This window comes from Bradyrhizobium sp. CCBAU 65884, from assembly GCF_028128835.1.
Classification (GTDB): domain Bacteria; phylum Pseudomonadota; class Alphaproteobacteria; order Rhizobiales; family Xanthobacteraceae; genus Bradyrhizobium; species Bradyrhizobium ottawaense.
The window spans coordinates 1-17,377 of record NZ_LBJU01000100.1; the positions used below are offsets into that span (position 1 = coordinate 1).

The window sequence follows — 17,377 nt, forward strand, 5'->3', positions numbered from 1 at the left end:
TGGGCCATTCCTCACGGAACCAGGCCATTCTAATCCGGCGCGCTAATACAAGGGTGGGCAAAGGCGCGCTCTTCGCGCGCCGTGCCCACGATCTGTTTGTGATGGATGGAAGTGGTGGGCACGGCGCTACGCGCCTTTGCCCACCCTACAGGGCTACGAGACTAGGCACGACGCGGATTGCTCCTGCAAATCACTAGCGACTACTCCTGTGGATCATCACTTGATGTCCCGCGCTAGGCTGCTAAATCCCCCGCCATGACCTCCCAGCACAGCAAAACCTCGGTCGCCGCGATCTCCATCTTCGCCAGCGGCGGCATGGCGGCGGCCAAGTTCGCGGTCGGCATCGCGATCGGCTCGCTCGCGCTGATCTCCGAGGCCCTGCACTCCTCGATCGACCTGGTCGCAACCATCATCACCTGGGCTGTGGTGCGGGTGTCCGACAAGCCGGCCGACGAGGAGCACCATTACGGCCACGGCAAGCTGGAGAGCGTCTCGGCGCTCGGTGTGACCGCCCTGCTCTACGTGCTCGCCGGCGGCATCCTGGTCGAGGCCTACAGCCGGCTGCGCGAGGGAACCCCGCCGCCGACCATTTCGGCCGTGCCGTTCGTCGTGCTGGTGATCGACATCGTCGTCAATCTCTGGCGCGCCCGCGCCCTGCACCGCGCCGCGCGCGAGACCAGGAGCCAGGCGCTCGCCGCCGACGCGCTGCATTTCGCCTCCGACGTGATGGGCTCGTTCGCCGTGATCATCGGCCTGATCCTCGCCGCCCTCGGCTTCTGGTGGGGCGACGCGGCCGCTGCCGCCGCGGTTGCCGTGATGATCGCCCTGCTCGGCCTGCGCATGGCCGGCTCGACCGTGCAGACGCTGGTCGACCGCGCCCCGCAGGGTGCGCAGGAGAAGGCCACGGCCGCGATCCGCAGCGTCCCGGGCGTGATCGACGTCGAGCGGCTGCGCGTGCGCATGGTCGGCGCGACCACGTTCATCGACACCATCGCCAAGGTGCCGCGGACCTATCCGATCGACCGCGTCGAGGAGATCAAGCGCAGCGCGCAGGCCGCCGTGGACAAGGTATTCGGCGATGCCGACCTCACCTTCACCGCCGTCCCCGTCGCCCGCGACAACGAGACCGTGCGCGACCGCATCATGGTGATCGCGCATAATTCGGGCCTCGCCGTCCACCACGTCACGGTGCACGATCTCGGCGCCAAGCTGATCGTCAGCATCGACCTCGAGGTCGACGCCGGCATGCAGTTGGAGGCAGCCCATGACGTCGCCAACACGCTGGAGCGGAACATCCAGGAGGAGTTCGGCGCCGACGTCGAGGTCGACGTCCATATCGAGCCGCTGGAGCCGGAACTGCCGTTCGGGGTCGATGCCACGCCGGAACGCGTCCAGGCCATCGCCGCCGCGCTGACTGAATACGCCGCCGGCAGCGAGATCCACGACATCCATAATGTGCGCGTCCGCAACACCGACGCCGGCGAGATCGTCAATTTCCACTGCCGCGCCGCGCCGTCGATGAGCGTGATCAAGGTGCACGAGCACGTCGACGCCATCGAGCGCGCGCTGCGGCGCGCGTTCCCGAGCGTGAAGCGCGTGATCAGCCACGCCGAACCGCCGCGTGCGTGACGGGAGCGCGCAAGGAGTCGCACGTTCTCGTTTCGGACTCCTCGCGCCCGTGCGTTTGCGGACGCGCGCTACGCAAACTGCGCATTGGATAAGAATAATTACGCGTTAACGATTCATTGACTCTCGACACCCCGCGAAAACTGGATTCAAATCGCTGTGATTCGGAAGCGATGTGGGGCTGCCTCCGAACTTCAGTTGCAAGCAGGTTTTTAGGGGGCCGAAGGCATGTCGCGTGCAGACGCCGCGAACGCGTGCGTCCAATCCGATTCGATCAAGGGATTGGCGCAATCGATCGCGAAACCTGCCTATCATCGGCTCTTGATTGCAGAGCCGGCGCTTCGTCGCGCCGTGCCGACGCTCATCATCGCGTTCCTGATCACGATCTGCCTCGGCGCGTTCGTGCAGGTCGTCGATCAGACGCGTCAGAAGCGGCTGGTGATCCGGCACGACATCTCGGCGCTGGCCGACCTGCTCGCCGAACGCATCGACCGCCTCACCTCGGCGCGACAGGAGCGGCTCAAGAACATCGAGAGCCTGCCGGCGCTGTTGCCGGATATGATCCCGTCCTGGGGCACGGCCTCGGGCCGCCACGTCATCGTCACCTCGGCCGGCGTCGATCGCCGTCTCCTCGCCCGCGTCCCGGTCGACAGCGACCCTTCCGGCAACGACCGCCTGCTCGATGCCATCACGACCGCACAATTGCTCGCGGCGCCGACGCGCGACGGCAACGTCTCCGACATGACGCTGCCGAGCGGCAACGCCGCGATGGCGACCTCGCGGCAGATCAAGTCGCTGCCCGGCTTCGTCACCGTGATCCAGGAGCGCAACGAGCCGATCTGGGGCTCGGACGCCGCGCTCTCGGTGACGTTGTCGGCGACGACAGGATTCGTCGTCCTGATCCTGGGCTTCGCCTTCCACTGGCAGTCCACCCGCGCCCGCGAAGGCGACCTCATCAACGACGCCGTGCGCGGCCGGATCGACACCGCCCTCAACCGCGGCCGTTGTGGGCTGTGGGACTGGGACCTGTCGCGCGGCCGGATATTCTGGTCGCAATCGATGTTCTCGATGCTGGGCCTCGACGGCCGCAACGAGCTCCTCACCTTCGGCGAGGTCAACGCGCTGGTGAAGTCCGACGACATCGACCTGTTCGCGATCGCCGACCAGCTCATCTCCGAGAAGATCGACCACATCGACCAGACCTTCCGCATGCAGCATGTCGACGGCCATTGGATCTGGCTCCGCGTCCGCTGCGAGAAGACGCGCGGGGCGACCGATTCCAGCGTGCACCTGATCGGGATCGCCGTCGACATCACCGAGCAGAAGAGCCTCGCCGAGAGGACGGTGGAAGCCGACCTCCGCCTGCGCGACGCGATCGAGACAATTCCGGAGGCCTTCGTGCTGTGGGACGCGAGCGACCGCCTCGTGCTCTGCAACTCGCACTTCCAGCGCCTGCACAAGCTGCCCGACACCGCCGTGATCCCCGGCACCTCCTACGAGACCGTGCTCGAGGTCGGCCGCATGCCGGAGGTGCGCACCCGCCACAACGAGACCGCCGCCCAAGGCCCCGGCGCGCGCACCTTCGAAGCGCAGCTCGACGACGGCAGCTGGCTGCACATCAGCGAGCGCCGCACCAAGGACGGCGGCTACGTCTCGGTCGGCACCGACATCACCCGCATCAAGGAGCACGAGCAGAAGCTGGTCGACAACGATCTGCGCCTGCGCGCCACCGTCATCGACCTGAAGCGCTCGCAGGCCGCGCTGGAGCGCCAGGCGGTCGAGCTTGCCGACCTCGCCGAGAAGTACCAGCGCGAGAAGACCCGCGCCGAGGAAGCCAACCAGACCAAGTCGAAATTCCTCGCCAATATGAGCCATGAGCTGCGCACGCCGCTGAATGCCATCATCGGCTTCTCCGAGATCATGGGCTCCGGCATGTTCGGCGAGCTCGGCAGCGAGAAGTACCAGGAATATTGCCAGGACATCCTGACCAGCGGCCACTATCTGCTCGAGGTCATCAACGACATCCTCGACATGTCCAAGATCGAGGCAGGCCGCATGAAGCTCGACATGGAAGAGCTCGACCTGGCGCAGACGCTGGCGGAATCCTTGCGGGTCGTCACCGGCCGGGCCCAGGACAAGCACCTGACGCTCGACGCCGACATCGCAAAATCCATCTCCGTCGTTGCCGACCGCCGCGCCACCAAGCAGATCATCGTCAACCTGCTCTCCAACGCGGTGAAGTTCACGCCGGACGGCGGACGCATCGTGGTGCGCAGCCGGCAGCTCGACGACCGGATCGTGCTGATGATCGCCGACACCGGCATCGGTATCGCGCCGCATTCGCTGGCGCGGCTCGGCCGCCCGTTCGAGCAGGTGGAGAGCCAGCTCACCAAGACCTATCACGGCTCGGGCCTCGGCCTCGCGATCGCCCGCTCGCTGGCGCAGCTCCATGGCGGCTCGATGCGGCTGCGCTCCAAGCTCGAGGTCGGCACCGTCGTGCGCGTGACCCTGCCACGCGACGCGATCAAGGCGGCGTCCGGGATATCGGCCGCGGCTTAGCGCGCGGCGGGAAACGCGCCTGCGGCCATCTTCGAGACCCGCCTGCGGCCGGCCCTCAGGATGAGGGCGGAGTACGCGGCAGCAGTTCCAAGGGAGCGCGACGGGGGTAGAGCCTCATCCTGAGGAGACCGCGAAGCGGTCGTCTCGAAGGACGAGGCGCTTGCTCGAATCTACAATTGCAGCGACGGCGCGACTTCCCTCGCGACATTGACCAGCGCCGCGATCAGCGGCGTCATCGGATCGCGCTGCGGGATCACCATGCCGATGCTGTAATTGACGTCGGGATCGGTGATCGGGATCGAGCGCACCGTGTCGGACAGACCGAGCGTCTCGGCAAGCTTGGCCGGCATCACGCTCGCCCAGCGTCCCGTCTTCACATGCGTGAACAGCACCAGCAGCGAGTTCGAGGTCAGTGTCGGCGTCGCCTCCGCACCGACCGAACGCAGCGCGCGGTCGATGATGCGGCGGTTCTGCATGTCGGGCGTCAGCAGGCACAGCGGCACCTGCCCGACCTCGGTCCAAGTCACCGTCTCGCGGTCGCCGAACATGCCGTCCGGCGCGGTGAGAAGACGGTAGCTCTCATTGTAGAGCGGAATGGTGCGCACCTTGCCGATCGGCTCGTTCTCGATATAGGTCAGCCCCGCATCGACCTCGAGATTTTCGAGCAGCCCCAGCACCTCGGACGAGGTGGTGGACTGGATACGGAAGCGCACCTCGGGATGCCGGGCGCGAAACGGCGTCGTCAGCGCCGCGACCATGCCGAGCACGGTCGGAATCGCCGCGATGCGGATCTCGCCGGAGAGCTGATGCTTCAGCCCGTTGATCTCGTCACGCATCGCGCGGGCATCGCCGACGATCCGCCGCGCCCAGTCGAGCGCCCGCTCACCTTCGGGAGTGAACCCCTGGAAGCGGGAGCCGCGCTGCACCAGCATCACGCCGAGGATCTCCTCGAGCTGCTTGAGCCCGGTCGACATCGTCGGTTGCGTCACGCCGCAGACCTCCGCCGCGCGTCCGAAATGCCGCTCCTTCGCCAGCGCCAGCAATAGTTCAAGCTTGTCGATCAACCGGTCGTCCCCTCGGATTCCATCGTGGCATGCAAGCTAGCACGCCGGGCCTGCAGCAACACGCAAAAACCGGCAACCGATACAACTTTCATTACCAATTCGCATCGGTCGATTGCGGTTGCAAATCGATCCGAATTCGCAATCGCAGCACGGGACAGCTTTATTGATCTGCGAATGATTCCAACTAGTTTGCACCGAGGAAACGCTCAGGTTGAGAACGAAGAATGACAGCGGTCTTTGAGCCTTGGAACGAGACGCGCGGCGCCGAAATCATCGCCGAACACGCCAACCGGGAGGGTGCGACGCTGGTCATCCTGCACGCGCTGCAAGAGGCGTTCGGCTACGTGCCGGAGGCGGCCATTCCCATGGTGGCGCAAGCGCTCAATCTGTCGCGCGCCGAGGTCCACGGCGTCTTCACGTTCTATCATGATTTCCGCCACAAGCCGGCCGGCCGCCATGTGCTGAAGCTCTGCCGCGCGGAAGCCTGCCAGGCCGCGGGCGGCGATGCATTGGCGGCGCGGGCCGAGGCAAAGCTCGGCGTGTCACTCGGCAGCACCACGGCCGACGATCGCGTCACGCTGGAGCCGATCTACTGCCTCGGCCTGTGTGCGACCGCACCGTCCGCCATGCTCGACGGCCGCCTCATCGGCAGGCTCGATCAGAAGCGCCTCGATGCGTTGATTGTGGAGGCACAGCGATGAGCTTGCGTCTGTTCGTCTCACGCGACGCCGGCGCGATTGCCGTCGGTGCCGACGAAGTTGCTCTGGCGCTGGAGCAGGCTGCAGCCAAGCGCGGCGTGGCGATCGAGATCGTCAGGACCGGCTCGCGCGGTATGTACTGGCTGGAGCCGCTGGTCGAGGTAGCGACGCCGCAAGGCCGCATCGCGTTCGGCCCGGTCACTAAAGCCGATGTGCCGTCCCTGCTCGACGCGCTCGCGAGCAACACGCCGCATCTGTTGCGGCTGGGGGCGACCGAAGAGCTCCCCTGGCTGAAGCGTCAGACCCGCCTCACCTTCGCCCGCTGCGGCGTGATCGATCCGCGCTCGCTCGACGACTACCGCGCCCATGGCGGCTACAAGGGGCTGGAGCGGGCACTGTCGCTCGGCTCGGATGCGATCCTCAACGAAGTCACGGCCTCGGGCTTGCGCGGCCGCGGCGGCGCCGGCTTTCCGACCGGCATCAAGTGGAAGACGGTCGCGCAGGCCAAGGCCGACCGCAAGTTCATCGTCTGCAATGCCGACGAAGGCGACAGCGGCACCTTCGCCGACCGCATGATCATGGAAGGTGATCCCTTCCTGGTGATCGAGGGCATGACCATCGCCGGCATCACCGTCGGCGCGACCAAGGGCTACATCTACATCCGCAGCGAATATCCGCATGCGGTGGAAGCGATGAACGCTGCGATCCGGACTGCCAAGCGAGGCGGTTATCTCGGCGACAAGATCGGCGGATCCATCCACAGCTTCGACCTCGAAGTGCGGGTCGGCGCTGGCGCCTATGTCTGCGGCGAGGAAACTTCGCTGCTGGAGAGCCTCGAAGGCCGCCGCGGCATCGTGCGTGCAAAACCTCCGCTGCCGGCGCATCACGGCCTGTTCGGCAAGCCGACCGTCATCAACAACGTGTTGTCGTTCGCGGCCGTCCCCTTCATCCTCGCCGAAGGCGCCAAGGCCTACGCGGATTACGGCATGGGCCGTTCGCGCGGCACGATGCCGATCCAGCTTGCCGGCAACATCCGCCAGGGCGGGCTGTTCGAGACCGCCTTCGGCGTGACGCTCGGCGAGCTCGTCGACGACATCGGCGGCGGCACGTTCACGGGCCGGCCGGTCCGCGCCGTGCAGGTCGGCGGTCCGCTCGGCGCCTATTTCCCTCGTGCCCTGTTCGACACGCCATTCGACTACGAGGCCTTCGCCGCGCGCGATGGCCTGATCGGCCATGGCGGCATCGTCGTGTTCGACGACAGCGTCGACATGCGCAAGCAAGCGCGCTTCGCGATGGAGTTCTGCGCCGTCGAATCCTGCGGCAAGTGCACGCCGTGCCGGATCGGCTCGACCCGCGGCGTCGAGACCATCGAGAAGATCATCAACGGCGAGCGCGTCAACGAAAACCTCGCGCTGGTCGAAGACCTCTGCAACACCATGAAATTCGGCTCGCTCTGCGCGCTCGGCGGCTTCACGCCCTACCCCGTGCTCAGCGCATTGAAGCACTTCCGGGAAGATTTCGCACCCGCACCGACCACGCTTCAAGCCGCGGAATAGGAGAACGACAATGTCTCTGATCGAAGAAATCGACTTCGGCACGCCGGCTTCCAAATCGGAAACGATGGTGACGCTGACCATCGACGGCAATGAGGTCACGGTGCCCGAGGGCACCTCGATCATGCGGGCCGCGATGGACGCGGGCCACCAGATCCCAAAGCTCTGTGCCACCGACATGGTCGACGCGTTCGGCTCCTGCCGTCTCTGTCTCGTCGAGATCGAGGGCCGCGCCGGAACGCCGGCCTCCTGCACCACGCCGGTGATGCCCGGCCTCGTCGTGCACACCCAGAGCGAGCGGCTGAAGAAGCTGCGCAAGGGTGTGATGGAGCTCTACATCTCCGACCATCCGCTCGACTGCCTCACCTGCGGCGCCAACGGCGACTGCGAGTTGCAGGATATGGCGGGCGCCGTGGGCCTGCGCGACGTGCGCTACGGCTATGACGGCGAGAACCACGTCTTCGCCAAATCGGGCGGCTGCTCCAACGACAATTGGATGCCCAAGGACGAGTCCAACCCCTATTTCACCTACGATCCCTCCAAGTGCATCGTCTGCTCGCGCTGCGTCCGCGCCTGCGAGGAGGTGCAAGGCACCTTCGCACTGACTATCTCCGGCCGCGGCTTCGACAGCCGCGTCTCGCCGGGCATGAGCGAGAGCTTCCTCGGCTCCGAATGCGTCTCCTGCGGCGCCTGCGTGCAGGCCTGCCCGACTGCAACGCTGACCGAAAAGTCGGTGATCGAGATCGGCCAGCCCGAGCACTCCGTCGTCACCACCTGCGCCTATTGCGGCGTCGGCTGCACCTTCAAGGCCGAGATGCGCGGCGAGGAAGTCGTGCGCATGGTGCCCTACAAGGACGGCAAGGCCAATCGCGGCCATTCCTGCGTCAAGGGCCGCTTCGCCTGGGGCTACACCAACCACGGCGAACGCATCCTCAATCCGATGATCCGCGAACGGATCGAGGATCCCTGGCGCGAAGTGTCCTGGGACGAGGCGTTCTCGTTCGCGGCCGCCAAGATGCGCGGCATCCAGAAGACATACGGCCGCGATGCCATCGGCGGGATCACCTCGTCCCGCTGCACCAACGAAGAGACCTATCTGGTGCAGAAGCTGATCCGCGCCGGCTTCGGCAACAACAATGTCGACACCTGCGCCCGCGTCTGCCACTCGCCGACCGGCTACGGCCTCGCCACCACCTTCGGCACCTCCGCCGGCACGCAGGATTTCGACTCGGTCGAGGACACCGACGTCGTCCTCGTGATCGGTGCCAATCCGGCCTCCGCTCATCCCGTGTTCGCGTCCCGCCTGAAGAAGCGGTTGCGCCAGGGTGCCAAGCTGATCGTGATCGATCCGCGCCGCACCGAGATGGTGGAATCGCCGCATGTGAAGGCGCTGCACCTGCCCCTGATGCCGGGCACCAACGTCGCGGTCATGACCGCGCTGGCGCATGTCATCGTCACCGAAGGCCTCGTCAACGAAGCCTTCGTGCGCGAACGTTGCGACTGGAGCGAGTTCGAGGAGTGGGCGGCGTTCGTCGCGCAGCCCAAGAACAGCCCGGAAGCCACCGCGATCCTTACCGGCGTCAACCCGAAGGATCTGCGCGAAGCCGCGCGCACCTACGCCACCGGCGGCAACGGAGCGATCTATTACGGCCTCGGCGTCACCGAGCACAGCCAAGGCTCGACCACCGTGATCGCGATCGCGAACCTTGCGATGGTCACTGGCAATATCGGCCGTCCCGGCGTCGGCGTGAACCCGCTGCGCGGCCAGAACAACGTGCAGGGCTCCTGCGACATGGGCTCGTTCCCGCACGAGCTGCCCGGCTACCGCCACATCTCCGGTGACGCGGTGCGCGACCAGTTCGAGGCGCTGTGGAACGTCAAGCTCAACCCCGAGCCGGGCCTGCGCATTCCCAACATGTTCGATGCCGCGGTCGAAGGCACGTTCATGGGGATCTACGTGCAGGGCGAGGACATCCTCCAGTCCGATCCCAACACCAAGCACGTTGTGGCTGCACTGTCCGCAATGGAGTGCGTCATCGTCCACGACCTCTTCCTCAACGAGACCGCGAACTACGCCCACGTCTTCCTGCCCGGCTCGAGCTTCCTCGAGAAGGACGGCACCTTCACCAACGCCGAACGCCGCATCCAGCGCGTGCGCAAGGTGATGACGCCGAAGAACGGCATGGCCGACTGGGAGGTCACCATCGGCCTTGCCAAGGCGATGGGCTTCGAGATGAACTACAGCCACCCATCCGAGATCATGGACGAGATCGCGGCGCTGACGCCGACCTTCGCTGGCGTCTCCTACGCCAAGCTCGACGAGCTTGGTTCGGTGCAGTGGCCTTGCAACGAGAAGGCGCCGGAGGGTACGCCGGTGATGCATATCGACGGCTTCGTTCGCGGCAAGGGCAAGTTCGTGGTCACCGAATATGTGGCCACCGACGAGCGTACCGGCCCACGCTATCCGCTGCTGCTCACCACGGGCCGCATCCTCAGCCAGTACAATGTCGGCGCGCAGACGCGGCGCACCGAGAACGTGGTCTGGCACGCCGAGGATCGTCTCGAGATCCATCCGCACGATGCCGAGCAGCGCGGCGTGCGCGACGGCGACTGGGTGCGGCTGAAGAGCCGTGCCGGCGAGACCACGCTGCGTGCGGAGATCACCGACCGCGTCGCGCCCGGCGTCGTCTACACCACCTTCCATCACCCGGACACGCAGGCCAACGTCATCACGACCGACTATTCGGACTGGGCCACCAACTGCCCCGAATACAAGGTGACGGCGGTCGATGTCTCGCCCTCGAACGGCCCGTCCGACTGGCAGAAGGCCTATGACGCGCAGGCGCGGCAGTCCCGCCGCATCGCGCCAGCCGAGGCAGCGGAGTAACCGCATGCATGTAGCTGTCCAGGCGATTGATCGCGGAATCTGGCGCAACGGCGTCGCGTCCGAAGGAACGCGGTTCATTCCGGAGGAGACGCCGCTGGCGCTGACCTATAATGGCGGCACCTATGCCGTCATGATGGGGACGCCGCAGAACCTGGAAGATTTTGCCGTCGGCTTCAGCTTGAGCGAAGGCATCATCAAGTCGGTCGATGACATCAAATCGCTCGACGTCGTTCGCCTCGACGACGGCATCGAGCTCAGGATGTGGCTAACGTCTGAAGATGCGGCACTCATCAGCGAGCGCCGCCGCCACATCGCGGGGCCCACCGGCTGCGGCATCTGCGGTATCGAGTCCATCGCTGAAGCCGTGCGCCCCGCGGCGGTCGTGCCGCAGGGGCAGACCTTCACGCCGGAAGAGATCATGGCGGCGATGCAGGCGATCGCGCCGCTGCAATCGATCAATCTGCAGACCCGCGCCGTTCACGCCGCCGCGTTCTGGTCTACTACCGGCCACATCGTCGCGCTGCGCGAGGATGTCGGCCGCCACAATGCGCTGGACAAGCTCGCGGGCGCGCTGGCGCGCAGCCGCACGGATACGCGCGGCGGCATGGTGCTGCTTACGAGCCGCGTTTCGGTGGAGATGGTGCAGAAGGCCGCCGCGATCGGCGCGCCGGTGATGGTCGCGGTGTCCGCGCCCACCGCACTCGCAGTACGCACTGCGGAGGCCGCCGGCATCACGCTGATCGCCATTGCCCGCCAGGACGGGTTCGAAGTGTTTTCGCATGGTGACCGGGTCGCCGCTCGCCATGCCACGGAGGTTGCCGATGTCGCCTGACCGCCTGATCTACATGGCCAACCAGATCGGCAAGTTCTTCGAGAGCCAGGGCCACGGCAAGGCTGTGCCGGGGATTGCCGAGCACATCAAGAAGTTCTGGGATCCTCGGATGAAGCGCGCGATCTTCGCCCATCTCGACGCCGGCGGCGCGGGCCTGGAGCCTGACGTCCGCCAGGCGCTCAGCTCGTTGAAGGCGACGTCCCTTCCAGCAGCGCCCTGAACACGCGCCGCACCTCGCTCTGGGTCTCCTTCACACGCGCCTCCAGCGACGAGAAATCCGGCGCGTCGCCGGCGCGCGCCATCACACGCTGCAGATCGGTGCCGGCGGTTTCGGGCTTGAAGCGGTCGCTGACGCAAAGCCGCAGGATCTGCGTCAGGTCGTGATAGAGCCGCGCCGCGGCGCGCAAGATCTCGGTCTCCGATTGCGGAAGGACGCCGAGCCTGCATGCATTGTCCAGCACCTGCATCGTGCTGACGTCGAGGATCTCCGGCTTGTCGTGAGCGTGCACGAGCTGCAGATATTGCGCGATGAAGTCGATGTCGACCATGCCGCCGGCGGCATGTTTGAGGTCCCAGCAATCGGCCTCGCCCTTCTCCTGGGCGATGGCGCGCCGCATGTCGGCGACGTCGTTGGCGGTGATGGCGGAATCGCGGCGACGGGTCAGGACGTCGCGAATGACGCGCTCGATCCGTTCCCGGAATTCGGGCGAAGCCGACACCACGCGCGCCCGCGTCAGCGCCATATGCTCCCAGGTCCAGGCCTCGTTGGCCTGGTAATCCGCGAATGAGACCAGGCTCGAGGCGACGGGACCGGCGCGGCCTGAAGGACGCAGCCGCATGTCGATCTCGTAGAGCACGCCGTAGTTGGTGCGCGTCGTGAACGCGCTGATCAGCCGCTGCGTGAAGCGCGCGAAGTAGTGCGCGCCCTGCAGCGATTTCGGTCCGTCCGAGTCCGGATTGTCGCTGTCGAAATCGTAGAGCAGGATCAGGTCGAGATCGGACGAGGCCGTCATCTCGCGGCTGCCGAGCCGGCCCATCGCGATGATCGCGGTCTCCTGTCCCTTGATCCGGCCATGCTGGGCCGCGAAGCGGTCGGCAACGAGGCCGTGCACGGTGTGGACGATGCCTTCGGCGACATCGGCAAAGGCCGTGCTGGCCTGCTGCGCCGACACGGTGCCGGAGAGGATGCGCGTGCCGATCAGGAACAGGCTCTCCTGCCCGAACAGGCGCAGGCGATCGAGGAACTCTTCGTATGAGCCAGCATCCTGCACGGTCGCAGCTAACCGTCCCGACAATTCCTGCCTGTCCGGCATGGCGCCGAAGAAGCGCGGATCGATCAGGCCATCCATGAGCTGCGGCTGCCGCGCCAGCATCTCGCCGAGCCGCGGCGCAGCGCCGAGCACCAGCGCCACCAGCGCGACGAGCTCGCGGTTCTGGCCGAGCAGCGTGATCAGCCGGCCGCCGCGCTGGAGCGCCCCAAGGAATTGATCGAACGCCACGACGGCGCGATCCGGCTCCTCGGCATGGGCGAGACCGTCGATCAGGGCCGGCACGAACTCGACGAAGGCGCTGCGCGTCGCCTCATTGCGGAACACGTGGTAGTCGCCGGTGATCCAGTCGCGCACCGTCTGCGCGACGGCGGCCGGTTTCTTGAACCCGAGCGTCGCCAGGTGCTGGAGCAGGCGCGGATCGTCGGGGCCTGCGCTGTAGTCGAGCGCGGGCAGCCTGGCCGTGCCGGTCGGATCGTCGCCTTCGAACAGCTTTTCGTAGTGCCCCTGCACGATCTTGAGCTGCCGCAGCAGCTCGCCCGCGAAGGCCTCGCGATCCGTATAGCCGAAGAAGCGCGCAAAACGCTCGACCGCGTCCTTGTCTTCGGGCAGCGCGTGGGTCTGCTCGTCGGCGATCATCTGGAGGCGATGCTCGACCCGGCGCAGGAATTCATACGCAATGGTCAGCTCGTCGCGCGCAGCAGGGGTGATCCAGTTCCTGGACGCGAGAATGTCGAGCGCCCTGAGCGTCGGCCGCACCCGCAATTCCGGATGGCGGCCGCCGGCGATCAATTGCTGGGTCTGCGCGAAGAACTCGATCTCGCGGATGCCGCCGCGACCGACCTTGACATTGTGCCCTTCCACCGCGACCTCGCTCTGGCCGCGATAGGTCTGCATCTGCCGCTTCATGTCGTGGACGTCGGCGAGCGCGGCGAAGTCGAGATGCTTGCGCCAGACGAAAGGCGCGATCTCGGCCAGCAAGGCTTCACCCGCTTTGGCATCGCCGGCGCAGGCGCGCGCCTTGATCATCGCGGCGCGCTCCCAGGTGCGCCCTTCCCGCTCATAATAGTCCAGCGCGGCGTCCCTGGAGATCGCGACCTGCGTCGAGGATGGATCGGGACGCAGGCGCAGATCGACGCGGAACACATAGCCGTCATAGGTGCGCTGCTGCAGGATGCGCGCCATCCCCTGCGTGACCCGGACGAAGAACGGCTGCGGCTCGATATCGGGCGCGAGCGTCGTGGCATCAGGATCGAAGAACACGATGAGATCGATGTCGCTGGAATAGTTCAGCTCGCCCGCGCCCATCTTGCCCATGGCGAGCACGATCAGCCCGCAGCCTTCCTCGGGCGCCTCGGGATTGGGCGGCGTGAGCTTGCCACGTGCGGCTTCCTGCCGCAGCAGGTACTGGAGCGCCGCTTGCACCGAGGACACCGCGACGTCCGTGAGCGCTGCCGTCACCCGCATCACCGGCCAGACCCCGCCGATGTCGCACAAGGCGGTCAGGAGCGCGGCCTCGGCCTTCATGCGGCGAAGCAGCCGCATCACCTCGGCCTCGTCAGAGGCCGCGAGCACCGCCCCCCTCGCCTCCGCGATCAGTGCCGTCAGATGCGCATCCGGATCGCATTCGAGCAACCGGATCAGGCGCAAGGCATCGGCGCGCACCAGATCGAACAGATAGGGCGAGAATTCCGCGATACCTGCCAGGATATCCTGCGCAAAGGGATGCGCCAGCAGCGTTTCGAGACGCGCCGATTGGGCCGGCTCGAGCTCGGACAGCCAGCTTTCAAGACGTCGTTCGTCGGTTGTGGAAGCGGCAATATGGGGAGCCTCCGCGAACCGCGCGGCCAGCCTCTCACCATGCTTGTCCGCGTTTCCCGGCGCGGAGTGGTTCATGCCACCTTCTGTGGCACATCCGGTATTGGCGGAGCAACCCTGTCGCCGGCCCCGGCGCGCGCGGGCAGCACCAGCGTGGCGACGAGACCGGGCTGGGCATCGCCCAATTTCAACTCACCGCCGTGCAATGTCGCAACAGCAGAGGCGAGGCTGAGACCAAGGCCCGAGCCCGGCAGCGTGCGGCTCGCTTCCAGGCGAACGAATCGTTCGACAGCATGCGCGCGGTCGGCTTCGGGGATGCCGGGACCGCGATCGGTGACGCTGAGCAGCACCTTGTCGCCGTCGCGTTTGGCCTCGATCGTGATCGGCCTCGCATCCATGCTGACCACGGTTCCACCGGTCTGTGCGACCGGCTTGCCGTATTTGATCGCATTCTCGACAAGATTGGCGAGCGCCTGGCTGATCAACTCGCGATTGGCGTGAACCGGTGTCGGCTCGCACCTGACCTTCAGGGTCATGCCGTCGTCCTCGGCCAGTGGCTCGTAGAGCTCGTGGATGCCGTTTGCGACATCGGCCGCATCGAAATCATCCATGTTGCCGCGCGCCTGCCCGGACTCCGCGCGCGCGATCATCAGCAGCGCGTTGAAGGTGCGGATCAGACCGTCGGATTCCTCGATGGTCCGCTCCAGCGCGGCGCGGTAATCGGCTTCGCAGCCCGATTTCGCCAGCGCCTCCTCGGCGCGGTTGCGCAAGCGCGTCAGCGGCGTCTTGAGGTCGTGGGCGATGTTGTCGGAGACCTCCTTCAAGCCAGCCATCAGCGCCTCGATCCGCTCCAGCATGGCATTGAGGTTTTCCGCGAGGCGGTCGAGCTCGTCGCCGCTACGCCCCACCGGTAGACGCCCGCTGAGATCGCCGGTCATGATGCGCTGCGCGGTCCCGGTCATCGCGTCGATGCGCCTCAGCACGCGGCGCGCGACGAAGATGCCGCCGCCGAGACCGAGCACGACGACGATCAGGATCGACCATTGCGCCGCCTTGGCGACGATGCCGAACAGGCGACGCCGCTCGGCGAGGTCGCGGCCGATCAGAAGCCGGAAGCCGTTTTCCAGTTCGGTGACGCGCACGAGCGCACGATGGTCGCGGTCATCGGCGTCCTCGATCCGCCGGTAGGCGGTCTCCGACCAGCCGCGTGTCGCCATCACGCCCGGCGCCAGCGAGCCGACATTGCCGGCGATCGCCTGCCCTGTGGGCGTCGTCACGAGATAGAGGTTGGCGCCCGGGCGTAGCGCCCGATATTCGATCGCGAGCACGAGGCCGCGCAGGCCGCGGCGGCCGTAGATCTCGGAGATCTCCGAGGTCTCGGCATTGACCGTCTGCGTGATTTCCTCGGTGATCAGCCGCCGCGTATTCCAGGCGAAATAGGCCAGCAGCGAGGCCGCGAACATCGCGAACAGCAGCAGATAGACCAGCGTCAGCCGGAACGCCGTGGTGCGGACGAGTTTACCGAATGCCGTCACGGATCATGTATCCAATTTCAGTGCTGTGTCTGCTATCACCGAGCATCGTCACCCTTCGCATTCTCTTTTATTTACAGTATCTTGGGCTTACAAGCTATCGTCTGTCTTCGCCTAAAACCGCCGAACGCCAGCCGGCCCAGGTAAAAAAGTGGTAAGGTGGCGCATGGCTCCTTTTGAAAGTATCCGTGATGGTCACACATCCGCACCGGTTCCCGTGGAATTACTGACGGTGACGGCCAAAGCATCCGTGCCGGTAAGTGGTAAGCGAAAGGGGAACGTTAAAGTGGCGCTCAATTCGAACCAAGTTAAATCCCTGCAAGCTGGCGTTCATGCGGACACCGGGGGTCTCTATCTGGTCGTGCGCGCGAGCGGTGATCGGGTGTGGGCCTTCCGCTTCACGGACCTCGAGGGCAAGCGGGCGCAGATGGAGTTCGCCAAGGCTGGCGACCGCGACAGCGCAGGGGGTGACGTTCTGACCCTAAGCCGCGCGCGCGAGAAGGCCCGCGAATATAAAGTCGCATTGAAGCGCGAGGGTATCGATCCGCGCGTCAAGAAGCGGGCGACCGCTCAAGGCAGCAAAACATTCAAGGAATTTGCGGAAGAGCAGTACCCTGATTGGTGCCGGGGCTTGTCCAAAGAGGAGTTATCCCAATGGCAGCGCTCCATCCGCGACGTGCCGAGCTTGCACGAGAAGAAAGTCCACGAGATTACCACCGAGCACGTGTTGGAGGCACTCAAGCCGACCTGGACCGTCAAGCCTGTCACAGCGTCGCGGACGCGCCAGCGAATTGAGCGGTTGATGGACGCTGCCAAAGCCTTGAAGCTTCGCTCAGGTGAGAATCCGGCCGCATGGCGCGGCAACCTCAAACACCTACTGCCGTCACCCCGCAAGCTGAATCGCAAAAAGGGACATCGGTCCGCGCCATACACGAAGATGCCGCAAATGATGACAGGGCTGCGCTCTGATCCCGGCAATGCCGCGCGCTGCGCAGAAGTGGGCATCCTCACCGTGTCGCGCAGCCAAGAAATCCGGCTCATGGAATGGACCGAACTCGACTTCGAGGCGAAGACATGGATGGTTCCGGCTGAGAAGATGAAGATAAAGGGGGACCTAGAGCCCAAACCGCATCTCGTTCCGCTGTCGCATCAGGCCATCGAGATCATCCAATCGATGCGGCGCACAGATAAGTATGTATTCCCCTCGGACCACGCTGAGGAACATCAGCCGTTCCGGGCGAACGCCCTTGTTGGAGCTATCGAGCGCACCGCCGTCAAATCTTCCATGCATGGCTGCCGCACGAGCTTCAGAAACTGGGGCGCAGACAACAAAGAGCACAATTTTCGCCGCGAAGTCCTTGAGTTCTGCTTGTCGCATCGAGTCGGCGACGAGGCCGAGCTGTCGTATTGGGACAGCGAGATGATCCAGCGGCGACGCGAGGTGCTCCAGGCGTGGGCTGACTTCATCAAGTCGCGCGAGAATGCGTCAGGGAAGCAGCAGGCCGAAAGAAAGCGACAGAAGCTCAGACTGGTCGCCTAA

11 protein-coding genes are annotated in these 17,377 nt (G+C 65.6%); 8 read left to right on the forward strand and 3 right to left on the reverse strand.

Features of this window, described 5'->3' with window-relative positions:
• Positions 1-255: 255 nt before the first annotated feature.
• Both XI03_RS09615 and XI03_RS09620 read left to right on the forward strand, forming a co-directional pair.
• On the forward strand, positions 256-1,629 hold the full coding sequence (locus tag XI03_RS09615; RefSeq protein WP_271591969.1) for a cation-efflux pump: 1,374 nt from the start codon (positions 256-258) through the stop codon (positions 1,627-1,629).
• A gap of 225 nt (positions 1,630-1,854) precedes the next feature.
• On the forward strand, positions 1,855-4,185 hold the full coding sequence (locus XI03_RS09620) for a PAS domain-containing sensor histidine kinase (RefSeq protein ID WP_212429479.1): 2,331 nt from the start codon (positions 1,855-1,857) through the stop codon (positions 4,183-4,185).
• A 170-nt stretch (positions 4,186-4,355) separates the two neighbouring features.
• Here XI03_RS09620 and XI03_RS09625 read toward each other — a convergent pair whose 3' ends face one another.
• Positions 4,356-5,249 carry a LysR family transcriptional regulator gene (locus tag XI03_RS09625; protein WP_028143020.1) on the reverse strand — a complete coding sequence of 298 codons (894 nt, stop codon included), beginning with the start codon at positions 5,247-5,249 and terminating at the stop codon, positions 4,356-4,358.
• Positions 5,250-5,473: 224 nt separating this feature from the next.
• Between XI03_RS09625 and XI03_RS09630 the strand changes: the two genes are divergently transcribed.
• The 5 genes from XI03_RS09630 to XI03_RS09650 are packed head-to-tail and all read left to right on the forward strand — an operon-like array spanning position 5,474 to position 11,439.
• On the forward strand, positions 5,474-5,950 hold the full coding sequence (locus tag XI03_RS09630) for a formate dehydrogenase subunit gamma (protein ID WP_212429478.1): 477 nt from the start codon (positions 5,474-5,476) through the stop codon (positions 5,948-5,950).
• Positions 5,947-7,503 (forward strand): formate dehydrogenase beta subunit, encoded by a 1,557-nt coding sequence (locus XI03_RS09635; protein WP_271591970.1) that lies wholly within the window; start codon positions 5,947-5,949, stop codon positions 7,501-7,503. Before XI03_RS09630 ends, XI03_RS09635 begins: the two co-directional genes overlap by 4 nt.
• 10 nt (positions 7,504-7,513) lie before the next feature.
• Entirely contained in the window at positions 7,514-10,387 is a 2,874-nt protein-coding gene (gene fdhF, locus XI03_RS09640; protein ID WP_271591971.1) for a formate dehydrogenase subunit alpha, read from the forward strand.
• A gap of 4 nt (positions 10,388-10,391) precedes the next feature.
• A complete protein-coding gene (fdhD, locus tag XI03_RS09645; RefSeq protein WP_271591972.1) occupies positions 10,392-11,219 on the forward strand; it encodes a formate dehydrogenase accessory sulfurtransferase FdhD in 828 nt (275 codons plus the stop codon).
• On the forward strand, positions 11,209-11,439 hold the full coding sequence (locus XI03_RS09650) for a formate dehydrogenase subunit delta (protein ID WP_028143015.1): 231 nt from the start codon (positions 11,209-11,211) through the stop codon (positions 11,437-11,439). The genes fdhD and XI03_RS09650 overlap by 11 nt, the downstream gene beginning before the upstream one ends.
• On the opposite strand, the gene XI03_RS09655 is transcribed toward XI03_RS09650, so the two are convergent.
• Both XI03_RS09655 and XI03_RS09660 read right to left on the reverse strand, forming a co-directional pair.
• Positions 11,399-14,383 carry a bifunctional [glutamine synthetase] adenylyltransferase/[glutamine synthetase]-adenylyl-L-tyrosine phosphorylase gene (locus XI03_RS09655; RefSeq protein ID WP_271591973.1) on the reverse strand — a complete coding sequence of 995 codons (2,985 nt, stop codon included), beginning with the start codon at positions 14,381-14,383 and terminating at the stop codon, positions 11,399-11,401. The two genes, XI03_RS09650 and XI03_RS09655, sit on opposite strands and share 41 nt — an antisense overlap.
• Positions 14,380-15,840 (reverse strand): sensor histidine kinase, encoded by a 1,461-nt coding sequence (locus XI03_RS09660; RefSeq protein ID WP_028143013.1) that lies wholly within the window; start codon positions 15,838-15,840, stop codon positions 14,380-14,382. Before XI03_RS09660 ends, XI03_RS09655 begins: the two co-directional genes overlap by 4 nt.
• A 163-nt stretch (positions 15,841-16,003) precedes the next feature.
• Here XI03_RS09660 and XI03_RS09665 point away from each other — a divergent pair, with 163 nt between their 5' ends.
• Positions 16,004-17,377, forward strand: coding sequence for a tyrosine-type recombinase/integrase (locus XI03_RS09665; RefSeq protein ID WP_271591974.1), 1,374 nt, complete (start codon positions 16,004-16,006; stop codon positions 17,375-17,377).

What these genes read in the sequence shown, in the direction of transcription:
- XI03_RS09665 (WP_271591974.1), top strand. Translation starts at nt 16,004, where the DNA reads ATGGCTCCTTTTGAAAGTATCCGTGATGGTCACACATCCGCACCGGTT.
- XI03_RS09630 (WP_212429478.1), top strand. Translation starts at nt 5,474, where the DNA reads ATGACAGCGGTCTTTGAGCCTTGGAACGAGACGCGCGGCGCCGAAATC.
- XI03_RS09650 (WP_028143015.1), top strand. Translation starts at nt 11,209, where the DNA reads ATGTCGCCTGACCGCCTGATCTACATGGCCAACCAGATCGGCAAGTTC.
- XI03_RS09635 (WP_271591970.1), top strand. Translation starts at nt 5,947, where the DNA reads ATGAGCTTGCGTCTGTTCGTCTCACGCGACGCCGGCGCGATTGCCGTC.
- XI03_RS09655 (WP_271591973.1), bottom strand. Translation starts at nt 14,383, where the DNA reads ATGAACCACTCCGCGCCGGGAAACGCGGACAAGCATGGTGAGAGGCTG.
- fdhD (WP_271591972.1), top strand. Translation starts at nt 10,392, where the DNA reads ATGCATGTAGCTGTCCAGGCGATTGATCGCGGAATCTGGCGCAACGGC.
- XI03_RS09620 (WP_212429479.1), top strand. Translation starts at nt 1,855, where the DNA reads ATGTCGCGTGCAGACGCCGCGAACGCGTGCGTCCAATCCGATTCGATC.
- fdhF (WP_271591971.1), top strand. Translation starts at nt 7,514, where the DNA reads ATGTCTCTGATCGAAGAAATCGACTTCGGCACGCCGGCTTCCAAATCG.
- XI03_RS09615 (WP_271591969.1), top strand. Translation starts at nt 256, where the DNA reads ATGACCTCCCAGCACAGCAAAACCTCGGTCGCCGCGATCTCCATCTTC.